Raw genomic sequence first — 24599 nt, forward strand, 5'->3', positions numbered from 1 at the left:
TTTCGGAACTTACCGGTTCCGAAAGGCTTTTTTGGCGTTTTGTAAAGCGAGTGTTTTGACCATGTAAAGAGAGTGTTTTATAATGGGAGTTTGAATCGATGTTTATCAATTTCTAGTCAAAGAGGGTAGTTTACCATGAATCTGATTACCGCAAGGCAGGGAATAAGCCGCAGACCGGATCGCGTGTTCGTCGGCGTCGCCTGCATCCTGTTCGCGAAGCTGCTGCTGCTGCGCTGGTTTTTCTTCTCGGAATTCCAACCGGGCGGCATCGTGATCGATCTGTCGACCGCTCTGGGTCTGACCTGCTTGCTGGAACTTCTGGTTCCGCATCGCTGGCGGACGCGCGCGGCGTGGATCGCCAATCTGCCGTTATCGTTTCTTTTTTTCGCGGCGGCCGTTTACCATTCGTATTTCGGCTCCGTTCCGACTTATGCGGTCTTGACCGCGCTCGGCCAAGTGCCCGAAGTCGGCAACGTGGTCAGCGGATTGATCAAGCCGATCTATTTCTTGTTTTTCGTCGATCTGTTGATCGCGCTGGTACGATTCGTCTGGACGCGCGCGAGACGTCGCGGGAATCGCGGCGGCCTGAATTTCGGCGCCCGGAAGTCGGAACGGCCTTTCGCTTCATGGAACGAAACGGCGACGCGCATGAGCCGCATCGTCGTATCGGTCGTGCTCGTCGTCTGTCTGCTGCTGTCCGGCGTATGGATTAACCGCGGCCTCGCGATCAGCAACGAGATCGTGCGCGCGGAGAACGTCGGTTTCCTCAATTATCAGGTCAGCACGGCGATCGAGAAGCGCCAAGAACGCGAGTTCATCGCGTCGACCACGCCCGAAGAAATCGCGGCGCAGGTGAAGACGCTGCAGCAGTCGTTTCCTTTTGTCGATCAAAAGGCTGCTTCAAGCTCCGGCGGCAAATCTTCTTCCTCCGTTCCTGCGTATTTCGGGGCGGCCGAAGGCAAAAACGTGATCGTCGTACAGATGGAGTCGTTCCAGAATTTCCCGATCAACTATAAACTCGACGGAACCGAAGTGACGCCGAACCTGAACAAGTTGGCCGCTCAGAGTTTCTATTTCCCGCATATTTTCCAGCAGATCGGTCAAGGCAATACCTCGGACGCCGAGTTCATCTCGAATACGTCGATCTACCCGACCGGCAAGATCGCCATGTCTACCGGTTACGGAGATCGAATCATTCCGAGTTCGCCGCGCTTGTTGGAAGACAAAGGCTACAAGACGGCGACGTTCCAGATCAACAGCGCGACGTTCTGGGATCGCAATCAGCTCTATCCGGCGCTCGGCTTCCAGAATTATTACGACAAGCCGAACTACGACAATGATCATTTCAACAATTTCGGAGCTTCCGACGAAGAGATGTACCGCGTAGGCTTGGAGAAGATCGACGAGATGCGGGCCGACGGTTCGCCGTTCTACGCGCAGTTCGTCACGACGTCCAGCCACGCGCCGTTCGAAGTGCCGGAGCAGTTCGAGCAGTTCGCGCTGCCGGAGCGGCTTCAAGGCACGCAGCTCGGCAGCTACCTGAACGCGCAGCATTATACGGATTATGCGCTCGGCAAGTTGATCGAAGGCCTCAAAGCCAAAGGGCTGTGGGAAAATACCGTTCTGCTCGTCTACGGCGACCACGGCGGATTGTCCACGGCGGAGAACGATCCGGCTTGGGTTTCTTCGATGCTCGGCATCTCCTATGACGCGAACGTCAGCCGTTTCAATATCCCGTTGATCGTGCACGTGCCGGGAATCGAACAAGGCAAGAAAGTCGAACTGTCCGGCGGACAGATGGATTTCGTGCCGACTCTGATGAATCTGCTGGGCATTTCGCTGGACCAAGAGAAGCATCTCGTATTCGGCCGCGATCTGCTCAATACGGACCGCAACGCGGTCGGAATTCGTTATTACCTGCCGACCGGATCGTTCGTGGGCGACGGCGTACTGTTCATTCCGGGCGAAGGATTCGACGACGGTACGGCGATCGATCTGGATACGCACGAACCGGTGACGAATCTCGAACCTTACCGCGAAGATTACGAATATATTTTGCAGTTGATGAAGCTCTCCGACGATTACGTGAAGGTACTGCCGAAGCGCGGACCCGGACAGAAATGAGCTCGGAAAAAGAAGCGGCAGCGGGGAGGGAACGGAATTTGCAGCAGCCGGTAAGATGCCGATGGGTCAACGACGACCCGCTCTATATCCGTTATCATGACGAAGAATGGGGCGTGCCCGTCCATGACGACTTGAAATGGTTCGAGCTGCTGACGTTGGAAGGCGCGCAGGCGGGACTCAGCTGGTACACCGTGCTCAAAAAGCGCGAACGTTACCGGGAAGTGCTGGACGGTTTCGATCCTTCGATCGTGGCGGAATACGACGCGGCGAAGATCGGGGAGCTGATGGGCGACGCGGGCATCGTCCGCAATCGCCTGAAGCTCGAATCGACGGTGCGAAACGCGAAAGCTTTTCTGAAGGTGCAGGAGGAATTCGGCAGTTTCGACGCTTATATCTGGGCATTCGTGGACGGCAAACCGATCGCGGGCAGCCGGACCCGGCCGGAAGACGTGCCCGCCCGCACGGAAGTATCGGACCGATTGTCCAAAGATTTGAAAAAACGCGGTTTTGGCTTCGTAGGCAGCACGATCTGTTACGCGCTGATGCAAGCCTCGGGCCTGGTCGACGACCACCTTCGGGATTGCTTCCGCCGCGGCCCGGTATCCGAGTCGCAAAAATCCGTTCGCGGTTAGCTGCCTTGCGCGTCGCATCCGTCGGTCGCCGGGTAATGGGCAGTAGAAGCGCCGCGATCTGCGGCGAACGAGAGGAGCGCATGACGATGAAGATCATGATTACGCAGGAAGAAGCGATGCAGCGCAAAATCTGGGACCGGATTATCGACATGTTCGGACTGGACGCGGACAAAGACTACTGGGACAGCGAACAATTCATCTTGACGGAGGAACAAGCGCGTCAACTGGGATTGATTCGATAAGCTTGCGCTCAAGGTCTGACAAATGCGGCAAAAGAAAAAGCTGTGCCAACCCGTATTCGGCGGGTTCGGCACAGCTTTTTGCGTGGACGCATACGGAGGCTTCCGGGTTGAAACGACGGAACGCGCTCTTCTCGAATCGGCATGCTTGTTAAACCGGATGCGGTTGAATATCGGGAAACCAGATGCCGGGCAGATCGTTGACGCTGACCGGGCGGCAGATCAGATAGCCCTGAATGCCGGGACAGCCCATATTCATCAATTGAATCAACTGCTCGCCGTCTTCGACGCCTTCCGCGACAACGTCCAGATTCATCGCCCGCGCCATGGCAAGCAGAGCGGAGATGACGGCCGGATTCATCTGAACGATGAACGAACGGTCGAGCTTGAACTTGTCGATCGGAATCTGGGCGAGAATCCCCAGCGACGAATAGCCGGTTCCGAAGTCGTCCAAGGAGACCATATAGCCTTGCGCCCTCAGCTGCTCCAAGATGACGCAGATCTCGTCCAAATTGCGCATGACCAGCGTTTCGGTGACTTCCAGATCGAATTGGGCCGGCGTCAGTCCTTCGTGCGCGATAATCTCGTTCAGCCGATCGACGAAATTCTCTTCTTCGAATTGGGCTCGGGAGATGTTGACGGCGATACGCACGTCAGGACCGAAGCGCTCGCGAATCTTGGGGAAATCTTTGCAGGCCTGACGGATGACCCATTCGCCGATCGGAACGATCAAGCCGGTCTCTTCGGCGACAGGGATGAAGTCCGCGGGAGAGACCAGTCTGCTGTGGCCGAGATTCCAGCGCAGCAGCGCCTCGACTTCGACGACTTGGTTGCGCGAAGCGTCGAAGATCGGCTGATAATGAAGCAGCAGTTCGTCGCGTTCGATGCACTGGTTCAATGCGATCTCGTAATCGAATTTGACTACCTGATCGTAACGGATCGATTCGTTGTATTCGTGGTAGCGGCTTCGCCCTTTGCTTTTCGCGTAATAGAGCGCGATATCCGCTTGACGCAGCAGCGCGGACAATTCGGTACGTTCGGAAGTCGAAGCGAAGCCGATGCTGGCGCTGACCCGGATCATGCGATCGCCGAGCAGGAACGGTTTGTCCAATACTTCGAGGATGAGCTTGGCTTTGTCCGAAGCGCGGGTGATCGGTTGATCGCAGACGAGGATGAATTCGTCCGCGCCCTGTCTGGCGATGATATGAGGCGGACCGAAAGTTTGTCTGAAACGCTCGGCAACCTCCGTCAGCAGCGTATCGCCGATTTCGTGTCCGAGCGCATCGTTGATGTTTTTGAAATTATCGAGATCGATCAGAAACAAGCTGAACGGCTTGGCGATGAATTCGTACAGAAAACGCCGGTTGAACAATTGGGTCAATTCGTCGTGATAAGCGTAATGATGCAGGCGCTGCCCGCGTTCCGCGTTCGTGATCATGTCCCGGGTCACGCAGACGACGGACTCGATCGGGCCGGCTTCGCCTTCTTCGCCGAAGATCGGCGAGAGAATGCTTTCGCCGCTGAGCGCGCCGGTGGGCAGAAGCGTGCCGTCCGCGAAGCGGATGCTTTCGCGTCCTTCGATGATTCTCATATATTTGTGATGCAAATATCTGGCCATTTCCGGCTCGTGTTCGTAAACTTCGAAGAAAGTCATTCCCATGTGCTCCGGGCCGATTCGGCTGAGTGCCGAGGCTGCACGGTTGACGTAGCGGTAGCGAAACTGTTCGCCGTCCCAATCCATCACATAAATACAATCTTCGAGCGCACGAAGGAGTCGGGCCAAGATCGGTTCTTGTTGTTCCGCGTCTTCCATACCTTAGATGTCCTCCTTATCGCTCCGATCGCGAATGCCAAAATCGCATAGTCCTATCATACTATGCGAACGCCCGAGCGCCAAGAGAAGAAAGGGGGATAGGGATTTTAAAGAATCTGGATTGCCTTCCCATTTTCGCGGGTTTGGCGGAATGCCCGATCGGGTAAAAAACCATAAATCGACAACGCGAGGAGGAACTCCGAATGAACAAGAAAATATCTGCGACATTCGAACGTGAACACCAAGCGGTCCAAGCGATTCATGACCTTCAAGACGCGGGATACGAGCGGGACCATATCTCGATCGTCGCCAAACATACTCAGGAAGCGGAAGAAATTCGCAAAGAGACCGGAACTAAGGCGCAGGGCGGATTGACGGCCGGAGCGCTGACGGGCGGCGCGTTAGGCGGGACTTTGGGCGTAATCGCCAGCTTGGGCGCTCTGGCCATTCCGGGGATCGGGCCTCTGCTGGCAGCGGGGCCGATCGCGGCCGGACTCGCGGGAGCCACGGTCGGCGCGGGAGTCGGCGGCTTGGCCGGAGGATTTATCGGACTGGGGATTCCGGAGAAAGAAGCCAAGTACTACGACGAACGGGTACATCAAGGGGACGTATTGGTTCTCGTGGACGCGGACGAAGCGATGCGAAGTCAGATCTACGAGATCTTCCGGCGCAACGGAGCGAATAACACGTCTTATTTCGACGAAGACGGTACCGCGCGGACGTCCGGCATGGCTCCGGTCGATGAACGGGTTCCGCCGGCGGGCGTGAACGAAGCGGAGTCGCTGGACGATTCGGAACATCGCGAGCATAAGGTTCGTTACCGCGAAGACGATATCGACCCGAACGCGACGACCGATCCGACCCGCCAAGCTTCCAACCTGATCATCGGCCGTAACGATCGGCCTTATACGGGCGGCGATAAATAAGAAGCCGAATAACGGATACGCCAAAAAGCGGGAGATCGTCATCTCCCGCTTTTTTTGTGCGACGAAACGCAGAGTCCGCAAAATTCCGGATTTACGCCGAAGCTTCCGGAGTTTCGGCGCGAACCGAAGAAGTCCGGTCGTCCGGACGCCGCCGCTCCGAGCGATGATGCAGCAGATAATAAGCGATCAGCGAGATCGCCGCTGCCGCGCCTCCGGTCAAGTACATGGCCGAATAACCGGCGGACGAAGCGACAAGGCCGAGCAGATAAGAACCGAGACCGTAACCCAGATCGAAGAACACGAAATACGTCCCGGTCGCAAGACCGCTGCGATGAGCGGGTGCGGATTGGATCGCCAGCGTCTGGAAGCTCGGAATGATCGCGCCGTAGCCGAGGCCGATAATCGCCGCCGTCAACAGGAAGAAAACGGCCGATCCGGCTTGGCTGAGCGCGATCAAGCCGACCGCGAACAACGCGATGCCGGGATAGACAAGCGTATGCGCGCCTTTGCGGTCGAACAAGCGGCCGGTAAACGGACGCGACAGCAGGACCGTAGCGGCGAACACGACGAAGAAATAGCTGGCCGCGCTTTTGAGGCCGAGCGAATCCGCGTAGACCGAGATGAAGGTCGAGATTCCGCCGTAAGCGAAAGCGATCAGGAAGCCCGCGGAAGCTACCGGAATAGCGCGGAATTCGATAAAGCGCTTGATATGCCAAGCCCCGAGTTCGCTCGGGCGGCGTTCATGCCGCGGAATCGGCGTGATCACGCCGAACAGGCAGGCCAATAAGGCAAAGACGGCAATAAGGATGAACAAAGTCGTATAGCCCGCGCCCGAAGATACGGACAGACCGATGAACGGACCGAAGACCATGGCAAGACTCATGAACAACGTGAAATAGCCGATCCCTTCGCCTTTGCGTTCGTTCGGAATGACATCCAGAACGACGGTGGAAGTCGTCGTGGCCGCGATGCCGAAAGAGATGCCGTGCACGAACCGAAGCGCCAGCAGAAGCGGATAAGTCGGCACCCACAGATAGAAGAAGCTGCACGCGGCAAACATGACCACCGAGAAGACGAGCAGTTTTTTTCGGTCGAGCTCGTCCAGCCATTTGCCGGTAAGCGGTCTGAAGATGACGGCCGCAATAACGAAAACGGTCGTAACCAAGCCGATTCCGTCCGGATTTCCGCCCATATGTGACATTGCGTATTCCGGGAGCGTCACCGCCAAGATATAGAAGTTGATAAAAATGAAGAAGCTGCTGAAACTGATCGTCAAAAAGTCGCGGCTCCACAATCGTTCGTTTTTCAAAGCGATTTCCTCCTGTAAATGATGAAAATTAAGAAAAGTCTATTTTCAAAAATGGTTGTCTGAACAAGTATATCGGTAAAACGAACTTTTTGTCAACGGATCCGGAGAAGTAAGCAGGAAATTCGACGTTTTATGATATGCTGAAGCCAGAACACTGCGGGAACGGGGGAGAAGCTTATGTCGGACGAAGTCAGCAGGGTGCATCGGATTCCGTTCAGTCGGATCTGCGGCATACTGGGGATCAGGCAGAAGATTATCAATGTGTATCCGGATCATGTCGACAAATGCGTGGTGGTCGAGACGGACAAGAACGTACGCAATCCGAGCACCATTATCGAAGTGAAAAATACGTATCTGGACGTCAGGACCGTCAGCGCGGAAGAATACAATCGGATGCCTTATACGCCTAACGTCTCGGATAAGCTCAAAGGGCTGCTGGACGAGTCCGAACGCGAAGCGCTCAAAGAAAGTTTGCACCTCGCGATCGGCGACGCCGAACATCGTTTGCGCGAACAACTGCCCGCCGAGGAACGCCGCCGCCGGGAGCTGTTTTTGGAGAATGCTCGGCGGGCTTTCAACAAGCTGAACGGCGACGTGTGACGAAGCCGGCAATCCCGGTCTCGGCTTGACGACTCGAAAACGGATAGAGACTTGTTCCGGTGGCTTTTTCACGCTACAATAAGTGGGTGTGAAATTCAGCGCAGAACCAATAAATGGAAAGCGAGCGGGATAGATATGGGTCGTAAATGGAATAACATTAAGGAAAAGAAAGCTTCCAAAGACGCCAATACCAGCCGGGTTTACGCCAAATTCGGCGTTGAAATTTATGTGGCGGCCAAAAAGGGCGAGCCGGACCCCGAATCGAACCGTGCTTTGAAAGTTGTACTGGAACGTGCCAAGACTTACAACGTGCCGAAAGCGATCATCGACCGCGCGCTCGACAAAGCCAAAGGGAGCGGCGACGAGACGTATACGGAGCTTCGTTACGAAGGCTTCGGACCGAACGGTTCGATGGTCATCGTGGACGCGCTGACGAACAACGTTAACCGTACGGCTTCGGACGTACGCGCCGCGTTCAGCAAGAACGGAGGCAACCTCGGCGTCAGCGGATCGGTCGCCTACATGTTCGACGAGACGGCCGTCATCGGGATCGAAGGCAAGAACGAAGAGGAAGTGCTCGAGCTGCTGATGGAAGCGGACGTGGACGCGCGCGACATCGTCGCCGAAGACGAAGCCGTCATCGTCTATGCCGATCCGGATCAGTTCCACAACGTGCAGGAAGCTCTTCGCGCTGCGGGAATCGAAGACTTCACCGTAGCGGAGATCACCATGCTGCCGCAGACGTTCGTATCGCTGGACGGCGACGCGGAGAAGCAGTTCGACAAGATGATCGACGCGCTGGAAGATCTGGAAGACGTGCAGCAGGTCTACCATAACGTCGATTCGGACGAAGAATAAAGCCGGAACCTTCGCGTTCCCCCAAGACTGTCGAGAAATTCTCGGCAGTCTTTTTTGCGTGTACGAGCCGGTCGTTTTTTTCGAAGACGAAGAACGAAACGACATGCAGCCGGAAGCCGAACGAAAAAGGGTTGGGCAGGGAGAAGGAAGGGTAAGAAGGAGTAATCGTTTTTACGACAGGAGGATATTATGAATACTCGACAACCCGAAACCACGGATCCCAACTTGAATATGAGCGCACCGGTGGAGGAAATGTCTTTGAACGAATCGGCAGGGGACGCGAAGCCGGGCGTCTCCGTTTCCCCTGCTCCCGACGACATGCAGCAGATTCCCGCGCCTTCGGATTCTTCTTCCGAAACGGGACGCGGCGCTTTCGGGCGTCTGACGCTTAAGCCGTTATCCGAACAGATCATCGTCATCACGGGCGCATCCAGCGGCATCGGACTGGTTACCGCCCGGATGGCCGCGGCGGCGGGCGCGAGAGTCGTGGCGGTAGCGCGCAACGAAGAAGCGCTGAAAGAACTGATCGCCGAACTGGAAGGGAAAGGGCAGACCGCCGCTTATGTCGTGGCCGACGTCGGCAGGGAAGAAGACGTGCAGCGCGTGGCCGAGACGGCGATCCGGCAGTTCGGCACGTTCGATACTTGGGTCAACAACGCGGGCGTCTCGATCTTCGGTCAGGCGATGGAAGTGACCACCCAAGATATGAAGCGCATGTTCGATACCGTCTATTGGAGCGTCGTCTACGGCTCCAAAGCGGCGGTTCGCCACTTCAAGGAACGGGGCGTGCCGGGGGCGCTGATCAATATCGGCAGCATCTTCGGCGACCGCGGAGTCGTGGTTCAATCGACGTATTCGTCCGCCAAGTTCGCCGTGCACGGTTGGACGGAAAATCTGCGGATGGAGTTGGAAAAAGAAAAAGCGCCCGTTTCCGTCACGCTGATCCATCCCGGACGAATCGATACGCCTTACAACGAGCACGCCCAGAGCTATCTGGACAAACAGCCCGTGCATCGCGGCATGATCTATCCGCCGGAAGCCGTGGCCGAAGCCATTCTGCATACGGCCCAGCATCCGAAGCGCGATATGTTCGTCGGTTCGCAGGCCCGTCTCGGCGCGCTGTTCGGCAATCTGGTTCCTCGCCTGACCGACAAGGCGTTCGAATGGATCATGTTCCGCGGACAGCAGTCGCACGAGCGGCCGTCCCATCCTCGCGAAGCGGGTTCGCTGTACGAGCCGGGATACGGCATGCACGAGCGCGGAACCAACGAAGGGTTCGTGCGCGGAGGAAGCCTATATGTCAAAGCTTCGAAGCATCCGGTCGCTTCGACGCTTGCCGTCGCCGGATTGAGCGCGCTGGTCTGGACGCTGGCAAAGCGCAAACGTTGAGAAACGAAGCTTAAACAACAGCATAAAAGAAGAATAGAAGCAGGTCCGATAACGGATCTGCTTTTTTATATTGAAAAACAGAATAAACAAACATAAAACAACATAAATAATGTCTGTATATGTTGACCGACCAACAAAAAACAGGTACGATAAAGAAGCAAAGAAGAATGGCTTCAGCGGAGGAATGAATATGAGACATGCGATCGCTGTCGATATCGGCGCATCCAGCGGGCGTTTGGTAGCGGCGACTTTAGCGGAGGGCAAGCTGGAGATCTCCGAGCTTCATCGTTTTGGTAACGCTTTTACGGAACGCGAAGGGCATGATTATTGGGATATGGATTCGTTGTTCGCGGAGATTCTGACCGGTCTGCGAAAAGCGAAAGCGGCGGGGATCGATTCGTGCACGCTCGGCATCGATACTTGGGGCGTGGATTACGTGCTGCTAGGCGAAGAAGGAGAACGGCTTCACGACGTCTACGCTTATCGCGACGCCCGCACCGTCGGGGCGGCGGATCGCCTGCATCGGGAGAAGATCGACCGCGATGCCGTATACGCCAAGACCGGCATTCAAGAACTGAGTTTCAATACGCTGTATCAATTGTACGTGCATGATCGGGATCAGTTGGATCGTGCCGAGCGGATTCTGCTCGTGCCCGATTATTTGTATTACCGCCTCACGGGCCTTTTTATTAATGAAGCGACGAACGCGTCGACGACGCAGATGCTGAATTTGCGGACCCGGGACTTCGACGAAGACCTGCTGCGGGCGCTCGGACTGAAGCGGGAACAATTCGCCGAACTGACTCGGCCGGGCGCTCTGCTCGGCGGATTGAAGAGCGAGCTTACGAGCAGCGGCGAATATCCGGATTGCACGGTCGTCGTCGCGCCTACCCACGACACGGCGTCGGCGGTTGTCGGCGTACCGGCTGCGGAAGACCGGAGTTGGGCTTATATCAGCAGCGGGACTTGGTCGCTGCTCGGCGCGGAATTGGACGAACCGCGCAGCGGAGAGGCGCAGCGCGAAGCCAATTACACCAATGAATGGGGCGCTTACGGAACTTTCCGTTTTCTCAAAAATATCATGGGGCTCTGGATGATCCAAGAAGTGCGCCGCGAACACGGCGGGGAGCAGAGTTTCGCCGAACTCGCCGAGCTGGCGGAGCGCGAAGAAGGATTCCGAAGTCTTGTTCCGTGCAACGACGACCGTTTTCTGAATCCGTCCGGCATGACGGAAGAGATTCGCGCCTTCTGCCGGGAAAGCGGACAGCCGGTGCCGGATACGCCGGCGCGTTTGGCGAGATGCATCTTCGACAGTCTGGCTCTGACTTATCTGGATGCCATGCGGGAATTGGAACGTCTGACGGATCGACGTTACGAAGTGCTGCACATCGTCGGCGGCGGAGCCAATAACCGCCTTCTCTCGCAGTTGACCGCCGATCTGTTAGGCATCGAAGTCCGCACCGGACCGTCCGAAGCGACGGCGATCGGCAATATTGCCGTACAGTTGATCGCCGCGGGCGCGCTGCCGGATCTCCCTTCGGCGAGACGCGCGATCGCGGCGTCTTTCCGGCCCGCGGTCTGCTTCCCGAATCCGGTCGCCGACCGGAACGAGCTTTTGGAACGTTGGCAATCCCTCACCCACAATCGATTGAAGGAGACCTTACAATGAGCGAATCGACTCGCAATGCATATCTGGAAGCGAAAAAATTATATGCGAAACACGGCGTAGACACGGATGCGGTACTGAATAAGCTGTCCGAGATCAAGATCTCTCTGCACTGCTGGCAGGGCGACGACGTCAAAGGCTTTTTGTTCCGCGACAAAACGCTGAGCGGCGGCATCGCCGTGACCGGAAGTTACCCGGGCCGGGCTTCGACGCCGGGCGAGCTGCGGGCCGACTTGGACGAAGCGTTGTCCCTGATCCCGGGCAAACATAAGGTGAATCTGCATGCCATCTACGCCGACACGGACGAGAACGTGGACCTCGACCGGCTCGAACCGCGCCATTTCCGGGGTTGGATCGATTGGGCCAAGCAGAACGGCCTCGGTTTGGACTTTAACCCGACGCTGTTCTCGCATCCGAAAGCCGAAGACGGCTTTACGCTCAGCAGCGCCGATCCGGATATCCGCAAGTTCTGGATCGACCACTGCAAAGCGTCCCGCCGCATCGCCGAGACGTTCGGCCGCGAATTGGGGCAGCCTTGCGTCACCAACCATTGGATGCCGGACGGCTACAAAGACACGCCGGTCGACCGCTGGTCGCCGCGCGCCCGGCTGCGCGATTCGCTCGACGAGATCTTCGCCGAGAAGATCGACGAGCGCTATAACGTCGATGCGGTCGAAAGCAAGCTGTTCGGCATCGGCTCGGAGAGCTACGTCGTTGGTTCGCACGAATTCTACATGGGCTACGCCATGAGCCGCGGCAAAACGGTCTGTCTGGATGCCGGCCATTTCCATCCGACGGAAGTGATCTCGAACAAACTGTCTTCGATCCTCATGTTCACCGAACAGCTTCTCCTGCACGTCAGCCGTCCGGTACGCTGGGACAGCGACCATGTCGTGACCATGGACGACGAACTGCTGGAGATCGCTCGCGAGCTCGTTCGCGGCGATCTGCTGCCGCGCACGCATATCGGCCTCGACTTCTTCGACGGCAGCATCAACCACGTCGCCGCTTGGGTCATCGGCGTCCGCAATACGCAGAAAGCGCTGCTGCGCGCCATGCTCGAACCGATCGAGCAGCTCAAACAGATCGAGCTGGAGAAAGACTATACCTCGCGCCTCGCGCTGGTCGAAGAATTCAAGTCGTATCCGTTCGGCGCCGTCTGGGATTATTTCTGCGAACAAGCCGGCGTCCCGGTCCGCGAAGACTGGCTGGCTCAAGTAAAGACTTACGAAAAAGAAGTTTTGTCCAAACGAGGCACGCCGAGCGAAGTGCTTCAATAAACGGTTCTTCCAGCCGACCGGACCGCCGGTCTTAGACGAAGCCGACAAGCTTCGTTTGCTTTTTCCTAAAATAAAAATCGAGATTGCACGCATCAAGCGAAGGAGAGAAGGAAGCGGAGAAGCGAAGCGCTCGCATTTGGAATTTTGATTTCAACCTTATAAAAATAAGATCAGAAATCAAAATCCAACGGCGATCGAAGTCTCCTTCTTTCCGCAGCGCCGCCCAAGCGTGCCAAAAGGAGCGCAAAATGAGCACATTAAATCCCGACAAAGTCGCCAAATCCCTGGAAATCCCGTTCGTCCGCGAAATGGCCGAAATCACGCAGCATATGTGGCGCAACGGCTGGGACGAACGAAACGGAGGCAACGTCAGTTATATCCTCGACGAAGCCGAAGTCGCGAAATATCTCGATATCCATAACGTAATCCGCGTGATCGAACCCGCATTTCCGGTCAACGAATTAGCCGGCAAATATTTTATCGTGACCGGCTCCGGCAAATACTTCAAGAACGTGCTGCAAGACCCGGCCGGCAATCTGGGCGTGCTGCGCGTGACGAAGGACGGCACGAGACTGGAACTGCTCTGGGGACTCGAGAACGACGCCAAGCCGACGAGCGAACTTCCTTCGCACTTCATGAGCCATATCGAGCGCTTGAAAGCCGATCCGGACCACCGCGTCGTCATCCATAATCACGCGACGAACGTGCTGGCCATGACGTTTATTCACGACTTGGACGAAGCCAAATTCACCAAGACGCTCTGGGAAATGTGCACCGAATGCATCGTGGTATTCCCGGACGGAATCGGCATCATCCCTTGGATGGTTCCGGGTTCCAGCGAGATCGGCCGCGCGACGGCGGAGAAGATGAAAGAATACCATTCCGTGATCTGGCCGCAGCACGGCATCTTCGGTACCGGCACGTCGATCGACGAAGCGTTCGGCTTGATCGAGACGATCGAGAAAGCCGCGCAGATCTATATGCTGGTCGCTCATCACGAGATCAAGCAGCGGATCACCGAACAAGAATTGACCGATCTGGCCGCCGCTTTCGGCGTGACGCCGCGCCCCGGCATCCTCAGCGTTTAACCGACCGTCTCGAATGATCCGACAAAGCCGCCTACGGGCGGTTTTTTTGTCGCGTTTTTCTTTATTTTTTTCGGGCTTTGCGCAGCCGCGCAAAAAAGTTTGCGGACTACCCCGTTCCTTTTTCGTTTCTGCGTTTTTGCTTGCGGCCTATAATAAAAGCAGACGAAGACAGATCTAGGGGGAAACGCAAATGACGAGAGTAATGATCGTGGACGACGCGGCTTTCATGCGTATGGTGCTGAAAGAGATTTTGGTTAAGTTGGGGTACGAGGTCGTAGGGGAAGCGGGGAACGGAGCCGAAGCCGTCCTCGAATACGAGCGGTTGAAGCCGGATATCGTGACCATGGATATTACGATGCCCGAGATGGACGGCATTACGGCGGTACGGAAAATCAAGGAGATCGATCCGAACGTGCGAATCGTCATGTGTTCGGCAATGGGACAGCAGGGAATGATCGTGGAAGCGATTCAAGCTGGAGCGCGCGATTTCATCGTCAAACCGTTCCAACCGGATCGCGTCGAACAAGCATTGCGAAAATTGCTGGGAGCCTGAGCGTCTTTCCGTCCCCGGTAGTAAGTTTTTCTTATTTTAAAACCGATACCTAAAAAGCGGAAGTTTGATTCCGATATCAGAATGAAGGAGACGAAAATGATCATTCAAGAGATTGCGTCGCGTGAACCGTTCGTGGCTATGTCCAGAAATGTTATGGAAGTTCTTCGCCGTTCGGTCGATGTTCAATCGCTGTTTATCACGGTTAACAACAAAGTCGACAATTTTATTGTGGCCGCTGCGGATCAGCAGAATCAGCTGCTCGATGCGGGCGCCTCGCTTCCTTTCGAACAGACCTACTGCAAGCTGGTTTGCGCAGGAGGGAGAACGGCGACGGTCATTCCCGATACGCAGCGCGATCCGCTGACCGCGGTATTGGGCATCACTCGTCAGCTGGGCCGAAGTTCGTTCATCGGCGTTCCGCTTTGTTGGAGTAACGGGGAAGCGTTCGGAACGATCTGCGCGCTCGACAAAAGAGTCAGGCATTTTTCGCCGCAGGAAGTGGATCTGTTCCAATCGATGGCGGCGCTTCTCTCCCATGTCCTGTCCGTGGAATACGAACGTTATAAAGATCCGGTAACGGATGCTTTCAATCGAAAATTTCTTGAGACGCTTCAGCTTTCTCGCGACGTGACCCGTTCTCCGCTGGCGGCTTTGTACGTCGATTTGCGGGGATTCAAAGAAATCAACCGCATGTTTGGACATGCTTACGGAGACGGACTGCTGTCCAGATGCGCGCGCACGATCATCAAGTTCTGCGGAGAAGAAGCCGCGCTCGTCCGCCTGCAAGGCGATCAGTTCGTGGTGCTGATTCCGGAGACCCATCCGATCCGTCTGGCGGAACGGGGACAAGCGCTTTTGGCGGGACTTCAGAAAATCCGACTGCCTTCGGGCGAATTTTTGACGGCCAGCATCGGAGCGGCGCTTTCCGATGCGTGGACCGCCAGCATCAACGATTTGATTTATCGCGCCGATATCAAAATGCTTTCCGTCAAGTCCCGCTCGGGTCACGGGTTCGTTTATTAAGCGGCGGCCGGGCGGCGGAAAGCCGGGAGTGGATAGAGACGATGTACATGGAATTCCGGCTTGAACTGTTTTTGATGCTGGCTTTCGCTTGTTCGATTATGCTGGCTTTCGGCATTCAGCTGCAATTGCGAAAAAACGAAAAAAAGCGCAAAGAAGCAGAGGAGCGGGGCGAATATTACCATTCCCTGTTCGAGCGGCATCGGAACGCTATCATAGAAGTCGATTTGAACGGAACGATTACGGGATTGAATCCTTACGCGGCGAGATTGGTAGAAGAAGCCGGCGTGCCGTGCATCGGAGAACCGCTGCTCGCGTTCGCTTTTCCGGAGTACAAGGCCGAAGTTTCTGAAGCTTTCGCGCGCGCTTCGGCAGGAGAAACGAGCGTGATCGATCAGCTTTCGATTTTTTTGTCTCCCGAACATACGCATTGGCATGCGACGTACAGTCCCGCTTACCGTTCGGGAACGATCAGCGGAGTGTTCGTTACCGCGGTCGACTGCACCGATAAACATAACCTGCAGCTTGAACTTCAGCGTAAAAGACTGGCTTACGATCAGGCGGCCGAGAGTATCATGGACATCGTTCTCGTGCTCGATCGCAGAATGGTTCCGCTCTACGCGTCTCCGTCTTTCGAAAAAAGGTTGGGATACCGGCGCGGAGACTATCTTTTCGAAATTCCCGTCACCGAATACGTGGACGACGAAGCGAACGATCGAATCCGGAAAGAGTTCGAGCGATTGTCCGAAGGGATGTCGGTTTCCGGCTTCGAACTGAAATTTCCGCGCAGCGACGGCCGCATGATCGATCTGGATTGCAACGCGACTCCCCAGTTTGACGAAGCCGGAGAACTGGACCGGATCATCGTCGTGCTGCGCGACATCACGCTGCGCAAAAACGCCGAACAGGCGCTGCTCGACGGAGAAAAAATGTACCTGAAGCTTCAGCACAGCCTGGACGCTTTTTCGGAAGAGGCTCTATATATGATGAAGGCCGCCGAATTGGAGCAGCGGCTGCTCGCGGAATTGCGGAATATTCTTCGTCCGGCGCGCGTCGCTGTTCTGGAAACGACGGGATTCCGGCATTTCGCCTGCCGACAGGGGGATCGTCCCGAAGAAGAACAGTTGGAGCGGCTTCGGGACTTTCGAGGAATTCGTCTTCCGGTCGGTCAGGTATTCGAACTTGATTCTTCCGCTTTTATCATGATCGGAGATCACCGCGGCATGACGCAGTTGGTCTGGCTGGAAGGATGTTCCGACGAATTGGCGAAAAAGCCGATTCGCGTCTGGCTTCAGACATTGTCCCGATACACGGATTCTTTTTACGAAAATATGCTCAAACTCAAAGACTTGACCCATGAACTGGAATCGTTGTCGCAGAGGCATCGCACGCCGGCTTGGCTGCTGCGGTTGATGTATGCCGTGTCGGAAAAAGAACGCCGGAGACTCTCTCAAGATCTGCACGATGCGGCGCTTCAAGAGCAGATCATCTGGTACCGTAAGCTGGAGATGCTCCAGCATTCGCGCGCCGTCGAAGAGAAAACGCAAACGGAAATCGGACGCATCTGCGAAGGGCTGTTGGACGTGATTCATCAGATCCGAATGACCTGCCACGAACTGAGGCCTCCTTTTCTGAAAGAGTGGGGAATCGGTCAGGCGCTTGAAGCGCTGTACGATCAGACCCAGATGCGAGCCGATTACCGGATCGCTTTCGATTCGAGCGGATTTACCGCGAAACTCGAAGACGAGCAGATGATCGCTCTGTACCGAATCAATCAGGAGCTGCTCAACAATGCCATCAAGCATTCCGAAGCGTCGGAAGTCCGTTTGTCGCTGACCGACCATGCGGATGGCGTATTGATGACTTATCAGGATAACGGCGTCGGCATTCCCGAAACGAAGCTGCAAAATCTGCTGTCTTCCATGGGGCTGTACGGAATCAAAGAAAGAGTAAGAAGTCTGGAAGGAGACGTGCAGATCGAATCGGCCGCCGGAGAGGGGCTGTCCATTCACGTCTATCTTCCCAAAATCCATGCCGCCGCGATACCGGCCGCCGTATAGAAGCCGCGCTTGTTTCCATTATCGAATACGGAGGACTTTATGCTGAACATACTTTTACTCGATGACCACCCTGCCGTTACCGAAGGCACCAAGCTGATTTTGGAACGGGAAAACGAATTCCGCGTGACTGCGCTCAACACTTTCGAAGGTCTGCTTGAACGGGTGCGGCGCGAACATTTCGACGTGATGCTGTTCGACCTGTTCATGCCGCCCTTCAACGGCATCGAACTGGCTTCCGAAGTGATCGCCGAAATACCGAATGCGTGCATTCTGATCTATACAGGGTTCGATATCGCTCCCCACTTGAACCGGTTAATCGACTGCGGTCTGTCCGGCTATGTGCCGAAGACCGCTACGCGCGAACAGCTGGTCGGCGCTATCCGCTGCGCGACCCGCAAAGAAGTGGTGCTGCCGCTCGACGTGTTCCGCGCCATGCGCAAAAATCAGCAGGAAGTCCGCGCGGAGCTCCAACCGTCCGCGAGACCGGCACTGCTCGAACGAGATATCGAGATTCTGCGGCAGATCGCCAAAGGCAAAGGCAACCGCCTGATCGCGGAACAGATGTGCATGAGCCAGCGCTCTTTGGAATATCAGCTGACCCATCTCTTTCAGAAATTGGGCGTCAAATCGAGAATCGAAGCGGCCGGCAAAGCCAAAGATATCGGCATCCTCGACGACGTGATGGTCTGAAGCGGATCGGCCGCTGCCCGCAAACCGGATCCCCACAGGATCCGGTTTTTTGGCGTGTCCGAAATACGCCGAATGCTCGGTCTCCCGGGTTGCGGAATCGCGCAAAAAGGTTTGCGCGTTCCCGAATGCTTTTTTACGGTTACCAATTCGCTTTGCGCGGCTATGATAAAGACAAGGCAATTAGAAAACGAAAATAATTCTAGGATTAAATTCCAATCGATACGAAAGGCGAGATCCGCATGGAAGACTCCGGTCGACAATTTATCGTGATCGAACTTGGCGGCGAACGATACGCGCTTCCTATTTCCGATATTCACGAAATCATTAAAATGCAAAAAATCACCGTCGTTCCGAACAGCCGCTTTTTTATGGAAGGCGTCACGAATTTGCGCGGAAAGATCGTTCCGATCATTAACTTGCGCAAGCGCTTCGGAATGGAAGAAGCGGATCCGACGCGGGCGACCCGCATCGTCGTGGTCAACGACCGGGACGAGATCGTCGGGATGATCGTGGACCGCGTGCGGCAGGTCATTCAGTTTTCGTCCGTCGAAGACTCGGAGAACAGCACTTCGGGAATCGACAGCCATTACTTTTCGGGAATCGGGTACTTGGAAGACGATTTTATCACGATTTTGAATACCGGCAGCACGCTGCGATGAAAGGAGGCGAGAAAACGTGAACCGCGACGAACTGATGAAGTTTTTTCTCGAAGAAGCGGACGAACAGCTTCAGCTGCTCGAACAAGAGGTGTTGAAGCTCGAACGGGACGGCGGATCGGATTCGACCGTCCAATGCATTTTCCGTGCGGCGCATACGCTGAAAGGTTCTTCGGCGGCTATGGGCTTCGACGCGATGAAGAATTTGACGCATGAAATGGAAAACGTGCTCGACCGGATTCGCGGCGGGAAGCTGAAAGTCGGCGAACCTATCGTCAACGCGCTGTTCCTCTGCCTGGATCAGTTGAACGATTTCAAAAGGCAGATCGAAGAGCAAGGACAATGCGCCGGAGAAACCGGACCGCTCGTTCAGGAGCTGCGAAAGCTGATCGCCGAAGAAGAACGGCCGCCGACCCCGGTTTCCGAGGAACTCGACGATCCGTTCGACGCCGAAGAAAGAAAGGTGCTCGAAGAAGCGAAACAGGAAGGCTTCGGCGGTTGGGCGGTTCGTCTTCGAATTGCCGAAGCCTGCGAGATGAAGATGGCGAGAGCGTTCATTCTTCGCAACCGGATCGAAGAGTGCTCGAAGGTGATCGGCATGCGTCCGGGACTGGAACAGATCGACGAAGAGTCCGAAGGGCCGCTCGAGATCCGTTATCTGATCGCCTGCCTCAAAGAGCGCGAGTGCTTGGAACAGCATCTGTCCGCGATCATGGAAGGCGAACCGGTGGAACTTTTCGAGCTGCTGGACGAGAAGCTCCGGCCGCTCGGCGCTCGGAAAGAGAGCGAACCGCTTCGGCAGGAGAAGCAAGACGGTGCCGGCGCTCCGGCTGCCGATAACGACGAAGCGCTTCCCGCGGCGGTTCCGGTTCTGCCTCCGGTCAAAGCCGACGGAGAAGAGCCGCGCAAAATCACCGGACAGAGCGTACGGGTCGACGTGGAACGTCTGGAGAACCTGATGAACCTCGTCGGCGAATTGGTCATCGATCAGACCCGGATCGCTCAGGTCGGCAGCATCTTGAGAGACTTGGTCCACGCGGATGCCGACGATACGATGGACGAATTCGACAGCATCGCCAACCATATTTCCCGGGTTGTCGGAGAGCTGCAGGAGAGCGTCATGAAAACGAGGATGCTGCCGATCGAACAGCTGTTCAACCGTTTTCCGCGCATGATCCGCGACTTGGCGCAGAAGATCGGCAAGCCGATCGATCTGGTCCTTGAAGGCCGCGAAACGGAGCTCGACCGGACGGTGATCGAAGAGATCGGCGATCCGTTGATCCACCTGCTGCGCAACAGCGCGGACCACGGCATCGAAGAACGGGAGAAACGGCTTGCGGCCGGCAAGCCGGAGACCGGCACGATCCGTTTGAACGCGCTGCATCAGGAAAATCAGGTCGTGCTGACGATCGAAGACGACGGGGCGGGAATCGACGCCGACAAAATCAAACAGTCGGCGCTGAGCAAAAGGCTCGTTACCGAAGCGCAGGCTGCCCAGATGTCCGAACAGGAGCTGATTTACTTGATCTTCGCGCCGGGATTTTCGACCGCGAAAGAAATCAGCGACATCTCCGGCCGGGGCGTCGGCATGGACATCGTCCGCAGCCATATCGAGAAACTTAACGGCATCATCGACGTGGAAACGAAACCGGGCGAAGGGACGAAGTTCACGATCAAGCTTCCTCTGACGCTGGCGATCATGCGCGGGCTGCTGATCCGGATTCACAGCTCGACCTACGCTCTGCCGATCAGCAGCGTGGCCGAGATCATGCGACTGCCGCGCCGGGAGATTCATTCGATCAAAGGGCAGATGGCGGTGCGGATTCGGGAACAGGTACTTCCTTTGGTCTGGATCCATGATCATTTCAACGTGCCGAGACCGGCGGTGCGCGGCGACGACAACGTGTTCATCGTGATCGTGGGCGCTGCGGAAAAGCGCATCGCGCTCGTCGTCGACGAACTGGTGGGCAATCAGGAGATCGTCGTCAAGTCGATGGGTTCTTATGTAGGCAAAGTGGACGGAATATCGGGAGCGACGATATTGGGAGACGGCGGAGTGGCGCTGATCCTCGATATCACGGGAATCTTCGGTTTGTCGGGCAGGGAAAGGGGACTCCCGCACGACGATTTGGCCGGGTGACGCGCTAAGACGGCACGATTCGAAGCATTTTTAAACCAACAATCAACCAATCAATCATCAGGAAATATACAGGGGGAACCAATATGGGATTCACATCGAAACTCGCGGCGAAACGAATCGGAGAACTGGGCATCGAACGTCAGGTCGTTCAAGCTTCGCAAGATGCTAAACAGCTTGATCGCAGTTTAGACGATATTGCCGGCAAAACGAAGCAAATGGCCGAAGGCGCGCAGGGACAAGCTTCGCTGGCGGAAGGACATACGCGCGGGGCGAAAGAATTGGCGGAATCGCTCGAAGAGCTGTCGGGGCAGTCGGACAAGGCCAAACGCATTCTTCAAGAAACTTCCGAAGCGTCGAGCCGGCTGCTGCGTTCGCTGGAGCAGCAGTCGGAAGCCGAGCTTCAGACGGAGCGTCTGCTCGAAGGGGCCGTCGAAAGCGTCCGTTCGGTCGGCTCGGGGACTTCATTCCTGACGCAACAGGCCGACGAAGCGGCCGAAGCGGCATCGGAAACGTCCGCGTCGGTGCGCGCTTTGAACGCGGCGTTGGAACAAAGCGGACGGGCTGCCGAAAGCGCGGCCGAAGCGGCGCAAGCGACTGTCCGGATTTCCGGTTCGCTGAAAAGCAGCGCCGAGAACGTCCAAGAACAGACCTCTCTGACCGGCCGTGCCGTTGAAGAAGCGGCTGCCGAATTCCGCGGAATCTGCGGGGAAACGGATAGGCTTCGCGATCACGCGAACAGTTCTTCGGCATCGGTCGAAGAAATCTCGCGGCAGATCGAAACCATGGACGCTTCCATCAAAGAAGCGGCGGACAGCGCCGGAAGCCTGACCGGCTCGGCCGAAGAAACGGCGGCGGCGATTCAGGAAATGGCGGCTTCCATTCAGCAGGTGGCCGGCAACGCGGAAAGCACGTCGGCTTCGGTGGAGCAGATCTCCGCGTCGATCGAAGAAATGGGCGGATCGGTCAAAGGCGTGGCCGCCAATGCCGAGAGCATGACCGCTTCCGCGTTGGAAGTGACGGATGCCGTTCAGGAAATGGTAGCCTCGATCGAACAAGTCGCCGGCAGCGCGACGAGCACGGCGGGATCGGTCGAAGAAATCTCCGCTTCGATCGAAGAAATGGGCAGCTCCGTCAAGGGAGTAGCGGATAACGCCGAAAGCTTGACCGCTTCCGCGCAGGAAACGGCGGCTGCCGTCCAAGAGATGGCGGCTTCCGTGCAGCAGGTCGCCGGAAACAGCCAGAGTACGGCCAGCTCGGTGGAACAGATTTCCGCTTCGATCGAGCAGATGAGCCGTTCGATCAAAGGGGTGTCCGACAATGCGGAAAGCTTGACGTCCTCCGCAAGAGAAACGACGGACGCCGTTCAGGAAATCGTCGCTTCCATTCAGCAGGTGGCCGGCAACAGCGAAAGCACGGCCAGTTCGGTGGAGCAGATCTCCGCTTCGATCGAAGAGATGGGCAGCTCCGTCAAAGGCGTGGCCCGCAACGCGGAAGAGCTTCAGCACTATACCGGCGAAACGTCGGCTGCCGTTCAGCAGATGGCGGCTTCCATCGAGCAGGTCGCCCGCAACGCGCAGACGGTCAACGGATTTGCCGAAGAAGTTCGGACGGATGCGAGAGACGGACAAACGGCGGTGGTGCAATCGGTCGAAGGGATGAAAGAAATCGCCGACGTCGTGACCCGGGCTTCCCGCGTCATGACCAATCTGGGCAAAAGTTCGGAAGAAATCGGCAGCATCATCGAAGTCATCGACGACATCGCGGAGCAGACCAATCTGCTGGCGCTGAACGCGGCGATCGAAGCGGCAAGGGCCGGAGAACACGGAAAAGGCTTCGCGGTGGTCGCGGAAGAAGTGCGTAAACTGGCGGAACGCAGCGCCAAAGCGACGAAAGAGATCGCGCAGCTGATCAAAGGCATCCAGTCCGAAACGTCGGACGCGATCAAAGCGATCGATCTCGGTACGGAAAAAGTTCAGCACGGAACGATGCTGGCGGACGAAGCCGGCAGCGCGATCCGGAAAATCGTGGGCGGCATCGACCGAATCACCGGCGAAATGTCCCAGATTACGACGGCGACCGTCGAGCAGGCCAAAGGAGCCGAGAATGTGGTCGAGTCCATTTCCCGCCTTGTCGAACAGTCGGAAATGGTGACATTGGCGACCAAAGAGCAGGCCGCCGGCGTCGAAGAGATCGTCAAAGGCATTACGAACGCCCGCGAGCAGGTTCGTCAGGTGACGGACGCTACACGCGAACAGGCGAAGCAGGGAGAAAATATCGCCCGGGCCGTGGACAACGTGAGCAAGCAGGCCGAGATGGTCTCGACGGCGGTCAAAGAGCAGGCGACGGGCGTCGGCGAAATCATCAAAGGAGTCGTCAATGCCCGCGAGCAGGTCGGACAAATCAGCAGCGCCATGACCGAGCAGGCCCAGCAGAGCCGAGAATTGGTCGCAGCCGTGGAAAACGTGACGAGACAGGCCGAGATGGTTACCGTGGCTGCCGTCGAACAAGCCGCGGGAGTAAAAGATATTATTAAAGGCATCACGAACGCCCGCGAACAGGTTCGTCAAATTTCGGCCGCCATGGTCGAGCAGACTCAACAGGGCAGAATGCTGACGGAAGCGACGGCTAACGTGACGAAGCAGTCCGGCATGGTTGCCGCTGCCGTGAAGGAGCAGGCTCAATCGGTCGAAGAGATCGTCAAAGGCATCGTTAACGCTCGCGAACAGGTGGGACAAGTTACGTATGCTGCCGTCGAGATGGCGAAGCAGAGTCGGGAAATCTTATCTGCCGTCGAAAACGTGACGAAGCAGTCCGAAAACGTCGCCGTCTCCGCCCGCGAGCAGGCTGCTGCATCGGGCGGCGTGGTCGTCGGTATTCTCAATGCCAGAGAAAAGCTCGGTTTGATCCGCGCTTCCTTCGCGGAGCGGGCGAATAAAGAATCGGTCGTATCGAGCTTTATCGAACAAGCGGTTTCCTATTCCGGACAAGCCGCCGCTGCGGCCGCCGGGCTGACCGAAGGAGCCCATGCGGTGTCGGCACGTTCGGAAGAAGCACGCCAAGCGGCACTGGAGCTGCAAATCGCGGCTTCCGAACAAGCGGCCGCTGTCCGCCGGCTTGAAGATCGCAGCCGTTCGGCAGCCGAAGCTGCGGTCGAAGCGAGATCGGGAGCCAAAGAACAGGCCGAGCAGTTCCAACTGTTGGGACAGGCGCTTGACCAGATTCGTTCGACGCGAAGACTCTCGGAATCCGAGCTTCGGCTCCAACTCGGCAGAACGCTCGGCGAACGGACGGCGGAAGCTTTCCGCTCCGTCGACGGCTCCTTCGAGACGCTGCGCCTGAGCGGCGATCAAAGCCGAAAGCTGGCGCGCGAAGCCAAAGAAGCAGGCGAGTTCACGGCGCGCTTCTCGGACGAACTCCGCCGGATGAGCCAAAGTTTCGCGGAAGCCGCGGAGCGCGCGCAGATGGTCGGACATTCCTTGAACAACGTCAAATTCCGCTGATCGGCGGACCGCAAGTTCGTCTCGTGTGCAGAAAGCTTACCCGCGCTTTCTGCACG

General features: G+C 56.6%; 19 protein-coding genes. 17 read left to right on the plus strand and 2 right to left on the minus strand.

The features are described 5' to 3' along the window. Window positions 1-135 precede the first annotated feature (135 nt). The 3 genes from CDO73_RS02325 to CDO73_RS26640 all read left to right on the plus strand — a co-directional run bounded on the left by CDO73_RS02325 (window position 136) and on the right by CDO73_RS26640 (window position 2998). A complete protein-coding gene (locus tag CDO73_RS02325) occupies window positions 136-2124 on the plus strand; it encodes an LTA synthase family protein (RefSeq protein ID WP_088486881.1) in 1989 nt (662 codons plus the stop codon). Continuing rightward, window positions 2121-2756 carry a DNA-3-methyladenine glycosylase I gene (locus CDO73_RS02330; RefSeq protein ID WP_088486882.1) on the plus strand — a complete coding sequence of 212 codons (636 nt, stop codon included), beginning with the start codon at window positions 2121-2123 and terminating at the stop codon, window positions 2754-2756. The genes CDO73_RS02325 and CDO73_RS02330 overlap by 4 nt, the downstream gene beginning before the upstream one ends. Window positions 2757-2842: 86 nt before the next feature. Further along, window positions 2843-2998 carry a hypothetical protein gene (locus CDO73_RS26640; RefSeq protein WP_179218489.1) on the plus strand — a complete coding sequence of 52 codons (156 nt, stop codon included), beginning with the start codon at window positions 2843-2845 and terminating at the stop codon, window positions 2996-2998. A gap of 148 nt (window positions 2999-3146) precedes the next feature. Here CDO73_RS26640 and CDO73_RS02335 read toward each other — a convergent pair whose 3' ends face one another. Continuing rightward, window positions 3147-4808 carry a putative bifunctional diguanylate cyclase/phosphodiesterase gene (locus CDO73_RS02335; protein WP_088486883.1) on the minus strand — a complete coding sequence of 554 codons (1662 nt, stop codon included), beginning with the start codon at window positions 4806-4808 and terminating at the stop codon, window positions 3147-3149. 203 nt (window positions 4809-5011) lie between these two features. On the opposite strand from CDO73_RS02335, the gene CDO73_RS02340 reads away from it, so the two are divergent. Then, window positions 5012-5734 (plus strand): general stress protein, encoded by a 723-nt coding sequence (locus CDO73_RS02340; protein ID WP_088486884.1) that lies wholly within the window; start codon window positions 5012-5014, stop codon window positions 5732-5734. Window positions 5735-5825: 91 nt separating this feature from the next. On the opposite strand, the gene CDO73_RS02345 is transcribed toward CDO73_RS02340, so the two are convergent. Then, window positions 5826-7043: an MFS transporter gene (locus CDO73_RS02345; RefSeq protein WP_483880246.1), complete on the minus strand. Its 1218-nt coding sequence runs from the start codon at window positions 7041-7043 to the stop codon at window positions 5826-5828. Between the two features lie 177 nt (window positions 7044-7220). On the opposite strand from CDO73_RS02345, the gene CDO73_RS02350 reads away from it, so the two are divergent. The 13 genes from CDO73_RS02350 to CDO73_RS02410 all read left to right on the plus strand — a co-directional run bounded on the left by CDO73_RS02350 (window position 7221) and on the right by CDO73_RS02410 (window position 24543). Beyond that, window positions 7221-7643 (plus strand): hypothetical protein, encoded by a 423-nt coding sequence (locus CDO73_RS02350; protein ID WP_088486886.1) that lies wholly within the window; start codon window positions 7221-7223, stop codon window positions 7641-7643. A gap of 135 nt (window positions 7644-7778) precedes the next feature. After that, a complete protein-coding gene (locus CDO73_RS02355) occupies window positions 7779-8501 on the plus strand; it encodes a YebC/PmpR family DNA-binding transcriptional regulator (RefSeq protein ID WP_088486887.1) in 723 nt (240 codons plus the stop codon). A gap of 318 nt (window positions 8502-8819) precedes the next feature. Further along, entirely contained in the window at window positions 8820-9890 is a 1071-nt protein-coding gene (locus CDO73_RS02360; RefSeq protein ID WP_088487220.1) for an SDR family oxidoreductase, read from the plus strand. Between the two features lie 190 nt (window positions 9891-10080). After that, the gene (gene rhaB, locus CDO73_RS02365) at window positions 10081-11559 is read left to right on the plus strand and encodes a rhamnulokinase (RefSeq protein ID WP_088486888.1); all 1479 of its coding nucleotides are present in this window, start codon (window positions 10081-10083) and stop codon (window positions 11557-11559) included. Then, window positions 11556-12836 (plus strand): L-rhamnose isomerase, encoded by a 1281-nt coding sequence (rhaA, locus tag CDO73_RS02370; RefSeq protein ID WP_088486889.1) that lies wholly within the window; start codon window positions 11556-11558, stop codon window positions 12834-12836. Before rhaB ends, rhaA begins: the two co-directional genes overlap by 4 nt. A gap of 248 nt (window positions 12837-13084) precedes the next feature. Next, window positions 13085-13924: a rhamnulose-1-phosphate aldolase gene (gene rhaD, locus CDO73_RS02375; protein WP_088486890.1), complete on the plus strand. Its 840-nt coding sequence runs from the start codon at window positions 13085-13087 to the stop codon at window positions 13922-13924. A 190-nt stretch (window positions 13925-14114) separates the two neighbouring features. Further along, on the plus strand, window positions 14115-14477 hold the full coding sequence (locus CDO73_RS02380; RefSeq protein WP_088486891.1) for a response regulator: 363 nt from the start codon (window positions 14115-14117) through the stop codon (window positions 14475-14477). Between the two features lie 96 nt (window positions 14478-14573). Then, the gene (locus CDO73_RS02385; protein ID WP_179218491.1) at window positions 14574-15500 is read left to right on the plus strand and encodes a sensor domain-containing diguanylate cyclase; all 927 of its coding nucleotides are present in this window, start codon (window positions 14574-14576) and stop codon (window positions 15498-15500) included. A 41-nt stretch (window positions 15501-15541) separates the two neighbouring features. Beyond that, the gene (locus tag CDO73_RS02390) at window positions 15542-17557 is read left to right on the plus strand and encodes a PAS domain-containing sensor histidine kinase (RefSeq protein ID WP_088486893.1); all 2016 of its coding nucleotides are present in this window, start codon (window positions 15542-15544) and stop codon (window positions 17555-17557) included. A gap of 39 nt (window positions 17558-17596) precedes the next feature. Next, the gene (locus tag CDO73_RS02395) at window positions 17597-18247 is read left to right on the plus strand and encodes a response regulator transcription factor (protein WP_088486894.1); all 651 of its coding nucleotides are present in this window, start codon (window positions 17597-17599) and stop codon (window positions 18245-18247) included. Window positions 18248-18486: 239 nt separating this feature from the next. After that, complete coding sequence (locus CDO73_RS02400) at window positions 18487-18906, plus strand: chemotaxis protein CheW (protein ID WP_088486895.1); 420 nt, start codon at window positions 18487-18489, stop codon at window positions 18904-18906. Window positions 18907-18922: 16 nt separating this feature from the next. Continuing rightward, window positions 18923-21043 carry a chemotaxis protein CheA gene (locus CDO73_RS02405; RefSeq protein ID WP_218821607.1) on the plus strand — a complete coding sequence of 707 codons (2121 nt, stop codon included), beginning with the start codon at window positions 18923-18925 and terminating at the stop codon, window positions 21041-21043. Window positions 21044-21126: 83 nt separating this feature from the next. Next, window positions 21127-24543, plus strand: a complete 3417-nt coding sequence (locus CDO73_RS02410; protein WP_256972524.1) for a methyl-accepting chemotaxis protein — start codon at window positions 21127-21129, stop codon at window positions 24541-24543. The last annotated feature ends 56 nt before the right edge of the window (window positions 24544-24599 follow it).

Source organism: Saccharibacillus sp. O23 (assembly GCF_002205895.1).
GTDB lineage: Bacteria > Bacillota > Bacilli > Paenibacillales > Paenibacillaceae > Saccharibacillus.

Bases quoted from the DNA above. Each gene is read 5' to 3' on its own strand.
- CDO73_RS02325 (WP_088486881.1), top strand. From the start codon at position 136: ATGAATCTGATTACCGCAAGGCAGGGAATAAGCCGCAGACCGGATCGC.
- CDO73_RS02380 (WP_088486891.1), top strand. From the start codon at position 14,115: ATGACGAGAGTAATGATCGTGGACGACGCGGCTTTCATGCGTATGGTG.
- CDO73_RS02360 (WP_088487220.1), top strand. From the start codon at position 8,820: ATGCAGCAGATTCCCGCGCCTTCGGATTCTTCTTCCGAAACGGGACGC.
- rhaB (WP_088486888.1), top strand. From the start codon at position 10,081: ATGAGACATGCGATCGCTGTCGATATCGGCGCATCCAGCGGGCGTTTG.
- CDO73_RS02340 (WP_088486884.1), top strand. From the start codon at position 5,012: ATGAACAAGAAAATATCTGCGACATTCGAACGTGAACACCAAGCGGTC.
- CDO73_RS02350 (WP_088486886.1), top strand. From the start codon at position 7,221: ATGTCGGACGAAGTCAGCAGGGTGCATCGGATTCCGTTCAGTCGGATC.
- CDO73_RS02385 (WP_179218491.1), top strand. From the start codon at position 14,574: ATGATCATTCAAGAGATTGCGTCGCGTGAACCGTTCGTGGCTATGTCC.
- CDO73_RS02400 (WP_088486895.1), top strand. From the start codon at position 18,487: ATGGAAGACTCCGGTCGACAATTTATCGTGATCGAACTTGGCGGCGAA.
- rhaD (WP_088486890.1), top strand. From the start codon at position 13,085: ATGAGCACATTAAATCCCGACAAAGTCGCCAAATCCCTGGAAATCCCG.
- CDO73_RS02395 (WP_088486894.1), top strand. From the start codon at position 17,597: ATGCTGAACATACTTTTACTCGATGACCACCCTGCCGTTACCGAAGGC.
- CDO73_RS02335 (WP_088486883.1), bottom strand. From the start codon at position 4,808: ATGGAAGACGCGGAACAACAAGAACCGATCTTGGCCCGACTCCTTCGT.
- CDO73_RS02410 (WP_256972524.1), top strand. From the start codon at position 21,127: ATGGGATTCACATCGAAACTCGCGGCGAAACGAATCGGAGAACTGGGC.
- CDO73_RS02390 (WP_088486893.1), top strand. From the start codon at position 15,542: ATGTACATGGAATTCCGGCTTGAACTGTTTTTGATGCTGGCTTTCGCT.
- CDO73_RS02330 (WP_088486882.1), top strand. From the start codon at position 2,121: ATGAGCTCGGAAAAAGAAGCGGCAGCGGGGAGGGAACGGAATTTGCAG.
- CDO73_RS02355 (WP_088486887.1), top strand. From the start codon at position 7,779: ATGGGTCGTAAATGGAATAACATTAAGGAAAAGAAAGCTTCCAAAGAC.
- CDO73_RS26640 (WP_179218489.1), top strand. From the start codon at position 2,843: ATGAAGATCATGATTACGCAGGAAGAAGCGATGCAGCGCAAAATCTGG.
- rhaA (WP_088486889.1), top strand. From the start codon at position 11,556: ATGAGCGAATCGACTCGCAATGCATATCTGGAAGCGAAAAAATTATAT.